Source organism: Xenorhabdus yunnanensis (genome assembly GCF_028598805.1).
In the GTDB taxonomy this organism is placed as follows: Bacteria; Pseudomonadota; Gammaproteobacteria; order Enterobacterales; family Enterobacteriaceae; genus Xenorhabdus; species Xenorhabdus yunnanensis.
The window spans coordinates 1-3,841 of sequence record NZ_JAQRFI010000109.1 but is presented as its reverse complement, the minus strand read 5'-3'; the positions used below and the strand labels follow the sequence as shown (position 1 = coordinate 3,841).

8 protein-coding genes are annotated in these 3,841 nt (G+C 51.5%); all 8 read right to left on the bottom strand.

From position 1 onward, the window contains the following. A partial coding sequence (locus PSI23_RS20595; RefSeq protein ID WP_273556826.1) for a DUF2635 domain-containing protein occupies window positions 1–126 on the bottom strand: 126 nt, incomplete at its 3' end. Between the two features lie 5 nt (window positions 127–131). Further along, window positions 132–671, bottom strand: coding sequence for an ATP-binding protein (locus PSI23_RS20590; protein WP_273556825.1), 540 nt, complete (start codon window positions 669–671; stop codon window positions 132–134). Next, complete coding sequence (locus tag PSI23_RS20585; RefSeq protein ID WP_273556824.1) at window positions 668–1,003, bottom strand: head-tail joining protein; 336 nt, start codon at window positions 1,001–1,003, stop codon at window positions 668–670. The genes PSI23_RS20590 and PSI23_RS20585 overlap by 4 nt, the downstream gene beginning before the upstream one ends. 8 nt (window positions 1,004–1,011) lie before the next feature. After that, on the bottom strand, window positions 1,012–1,332 hold the full coding sequence (locus PSI23_RS20580) for a hypothetical protein (protein ID WP_273556823.1): 321 nt from the start codon (window positions 1,330–1,332) through the stop codon (window positions 1,012–1,014). A 1-nt stretch (window position 1,333) separates the two neighbouring features. Beyond that, on the bottom strand, window positions 1,334–2,380 hold the full coding sequence (locus tag PSI23_RS20575; protein WP_273556822.1) for a major capsid protein: 1,047 nt from the start codon (window positions 2,378–2,380) through the stop codon (window positions 1,334–1,336). A gap of 71 nt (window positions 2,381–2,451) precedes the next feature. Continuing rightward, the gene (locus tag PSI23_RS20570) at window positions 2,452–2,844 is read right to left on the bottom strand and encodes a head decoration protein (RefSeq protein WP_273556821.1); all 393 of its coding nucleotides are present in this window, start codon (window positions 2,842–2,844) and stop codon (window positions 2,452–2,454) included. Then, window positions 2,844–3,446, bottom strand: coding sequence for a hypothetical protein (locus tag PSI23_RS20565; protein ID WP_273556820.1), 603 nt, complete (start codon window positions 3,444–3,446; stop codon window positions 2,844–2,846). Before PSI23_RS20565 ends, PSI23_RS20570 begins: the two co-directional genes overlap by 1 nt. Before the next feature lies 1 nt (window position 3,447). After that, window positions 3,448–3,841 (bottom strand): S49 family peptidase (locus PSI23_RS20560; RefSeq protein WP_273556819.1); only part of this gene is annotated, 394 nt, incomplete at its 5' end.

Genomic DNA, 3,841 nt, shown 5'->3' with positions numbered 1-3,841 from the left:
AACGTCACCGTCTCTGACGCGACGATGCCAGAACAGACTGTCTGGTACCTCTGTGCAGCCTTCAGGCAAATGAGTGCCTCTAACCGGGTCGCGTACCAGCCGCCCGGCAACAGGTTTTACAAACATGGGATTTACTCCAGATTAATACTGATTTTGGGTTCGGGTGTGTGTTCCGGCATCGCTACCGTCACGTCAATGCCGTCCAGTTGATGGGTTTCGATAGGGTAAAAATCCTCTTCCCCTTGATAGTATTCAATGTCGATATCCATCAGGAGCTGGGCAAAATGCCCCTCACCACTGGCATCGATATCAATTTGTGACCGGATTTCAGCAAATTGCTGCACCGTTTTCGTTAACTCATAACTGTTGATAACGGCTCTCTCGACCTGCTCCCGCAGTGCCTCCAGTGCCAGCTCAGCCTGCTCCGCACCACTATCAGTATCATCGTCAAATTCCTCTATCCTGCCGGTTACCCTGACGGTGGTTATGGTATTAAACTGCGGGATATTACGACCCAGCGATTTTTTGTGGTCAAACGGGGTTTGTACCAGAATGCAGGGGTAGTCATTACCGCGTGTTGACCAATCACGCGGGGAATAAACACGGGATTTCGCGTCTGTTTTCCCCATGAGCGCCTGAACCACCCTATTGCGTATTATTGATGCGTTCATTTTTTGGGTTTAATCCTGTTGAGTTGCAAATGCGTCCCACCGTGACTGTCCGGTTGAACGTCACTCACAACAAATTCAGCATTGATACGGTACGCAAACACCCGGTCTTGTTGCTGTGGCGGGGATTTGAATACCGCATCACGAACCCCCAGCAGCGGTTTAGTGGTGTTGATATTGCTGTCTCCGTCCAGTGACTCCACCTGCTGGGTATAGGCGCGGTCAAACACGCCCATAATATCGTAGGGTTCGCCGTTCTTGGGTCGCCAGTTCACCCGCTCGGCAAATTGTTTATGCAGGGGTGAGAGCAGATGTTTATCCCAGTCGATTGGCATCAGTCCTCCTATTGATTACCGGATAATAACTGCGCTCTCAGGTCATCCAGTCTCACGATAACGCCCAGCGCAATCAGGCGTTCTGCATCAACACCTAAGACCGAAATGACCGTATTTTCCGGGTAATCAGCCCCGTTATGCCGGACAGTGTGACCCTTGACAACGACAAATTCAGGCGCTTCTTCACCAGCAATCGGCTCATCGCTATCCAGTTCTTCGGGCAGTACGGGCTGAATGTCTGGTGGGGCGACATTATCTGTTGACCCGACCTGCAATTCGGACGGTAATCCGCCCGGGTCATCAGTGACTATTTCCTGTTTTTTAGCCATCTCACACCACCGTTGCGCACAATGCCGCATTCACCCGGCTGGGAATGACCAGCGGCGCAGATTGCATCATCAGGAAGCGTTGCGCCGGATCTTCCTGTAACCACGATTTCGGCGCATACGCCATGGGACCATAGGTAAAGGCCGGATCTAATATTGCCCCAAACGCACGTGTGCCCATCAAATCCGCGCCGGACATAATGACCGTGCCCTCGGGTAACATCGGTTTTTCTTTGCCATCCACCGGGTCGATAAACCAGTCGTTGTACACCCACAAATCAAATTGCCCCCAACGGCCTTTGTAGGCCGCCCCTTTCTGCACCTGCGTACCCGGGTTAATCTGGTTACCGTACGGGTTTAATGCCGGAAACTTAATGGCACTGTCGGTCACCGTGGTATCCAGACGGAATGCGTTCCATGATTGGGTGGTAAACACCAGATCGGTCGGCATGGCACCGGAATTTTTCAGAATGCGCTGCGACCATGCTTCAATATCCTGTGTGGGTTGGGTGTTGGTTTTACCTGCATCCACCTTTGTCGGCCATTTATCACTGCCACTCAGGGTAACCGTCAGGTCAGCAGAACGCCCGAAGTTGACGACTTTCGTTTCATAGCCATCGCCCGCCACCGTGATTGTACCGGTCGCCAGCGCACTGGCTGCCATCCACTCTAACCGTCTGTTAATCATATCGATCTGGTCAGCCAGTTCAAATTGGACGTTCAGCATCTCACGTTCAGCCGCGGTGTACTGACCGCCAATCCGTTCACCAATCTGGCGACGAATGGGTTTGCGTAAATCCGGGGCGCGTTTGTCTTTGATGTACGCCGGCTTAAAGCTGTTGGTCTGAAATTTACGCGACTCGACCAGCTTGCCTTCCACTAACGGGGAAACAAACGGGGCCATGCGGCGCAGACCAACATCCACGTCGACAGACACTTCTTCAGTGTCAGACTCCACAATATTCGGGAAGAATTTATCCAGCAGCCAGTTCTGACTGGTCAGCAGGTTCGGTACGACCTGCACTAAAACGTTGGTGTCAAAAATATTCATACTGTTTCTCGTGTTAAAAGACGTCACAATGCCTACGGTGACCCGCATTAAGACGTCTGTTGGAAGTTAGATCAGGCTGTTACGCTGTCGCGCAGGAAAATGGAAAAGGCGCGTAATGGGGTTTTCAGTTCGGGGAGCGTCCAGCTTTCATCGAAAATCACCCGATGCTGGTTAAATTCGCCCATCAGGTAAACGCCTCCCCTCACGCTGTCGGCGGTGGTATCAACATTGTCCACCAGAATCGCGCTGGGGATCTGACTGCCGTCCCCGGCCCCTTTTTTACTGACCACGTATTCACCGTTGGCAGTAATAACACCCAGTACCGTGCCGCGTTTCAGGATACCCGCTTTGGCAATCGTTACGCTGTCAGTGACTATTTGCAACGGGCCGGAAATTAACTGGTCAGGCGAAAAAACAGCCTGTGTCATGCCTGGCTGAAATGGGTTCTGAGAGAAGTTTTCCATTATTTCGCTCCTTTATTGGCGTCATATAAACGGGTCATTTGCTGTGCCAGTGCGGACACAGAACCTCTGGCGGGTTGCTGAGCGTCGGGACCTAATCGAACCTGTTGTTCGGTGCGCATTCTGCTGTCCAGTGTGACACGAGTCATGGCAGGCTGAATAACACCCATCACCTTCATTGTATTGATAGCCTCACTCGCTGACATTCTGGTATTGAACGCCAAATGTGCTGCCATATCAGGACGCCCAGCGGCGTATTTACTGCCAAATATTTGAGCGCAGCGTTTACGCTCGGCGCGTTGCCCTTTTTTGACGTCTTCATTTTCGTCTGCATTGGCATCTTCTTCGTCACCTTCCGCATCCGGGTCGTCATCATCATCATCTTCTGACTTCGCCTTCTTGGCTTTTTTCCCTTTTTTGCCTTCCTTTTCTTCGTCTTGCTCTTCGGTGTCTTCACGCTCGTCATCATCTTCAGCATCTTCTTCGCGCTCGTCTTCTTCGGCACGACGACTTTTTGCTTTGCGGGCTTTTTCGTCGTCTTCTTCTGACATTTTTGACTTCATGCCAAACGACGGGATCAGATGAGCAAATCTGGTCATAGACATATTAAACTCCAGCCTCTTTCATTAGTGTTTGAAATGCGATATCAGGTGTAGCCACAACATCAGCCAGACCCAATTGAACACCCTCAGCCGCCAGATAGCAGGCTGCTTGTGTGTCACGAATGGTTTTTTCTGTAATTCCACGGTTGCGCGCGACGGTAGTAACAAACAGTTGACCCATTGCATCAACATCGTGTTGGATAGCCGCTTTTGCCTCATCGGTCAGCGGGACATACGGATTACTTTCTGCCTTGCGGTCGCCGTAAGTGATAATTGAGACTTTCAGCCCGTCTTCTTTAATGTGCTGCGACCAGTCACAGTGGATGACAATCACGCCCACTGAACCCACACCACCCGTGCGCGGCACAATAATCCTGTCGGCGGCACTGGCAATGGCA